This is a genomic window from Bradyrhizobium sp. LeoB3 (assembly GCF_055456055.1).
On the sequence record NZ_JBVBEF010000408.1, the window covers coordinates 1 to 348 of the forward strand.

Annotated in this window: 1 protein-coding gene; it reads left to right on the plus strand. The window is 60.1% G+C overall.

Going from position 1 to position 348, the window contains the following annotated elements:
* Positions 1 to 36: 36 nt before the first annotated feature.
* Positions 37 to 348 (plus strand): IS5 family transposase (locus ACZXDY_RS46530; RefSeq protein ID WP_464350107.1); only part of this gene is annotated, 312 nt, incomplete at its 3' end.

Genomic DNA, 348 nt, shown 5'->3' on the forward strand with positions numbered 1-348 from the left:
GGAACGTGATTCAAGGCTTTCTTTTAGGAGGAAGCCTTGGGGGTTCTGGATCGGCTCGTTCTGAACGACACGCAATGGGACCGTATCTCCGGCTTGATCATCGGTCGGTCGGACCAGCGCGGCTCGACAGGCCGCGACAACCGGATGTTTGTCGAGGGCGTGTTATGGATCGTGCGAACCGGTTCGCCGTGGCGTGATCTGCCCGAAGCGTTTGGCGAATGGAACAGCGTCTTCCGGCGCTTCAGCCGGTGGAGCGCCAAGGGGGTCTGGCTACGTATGTTCGAAGCGCTCGCGGATGATCCGGACTTCGAATATCTGATCGTTGACTCCACCATCGTCCGCGCCCAC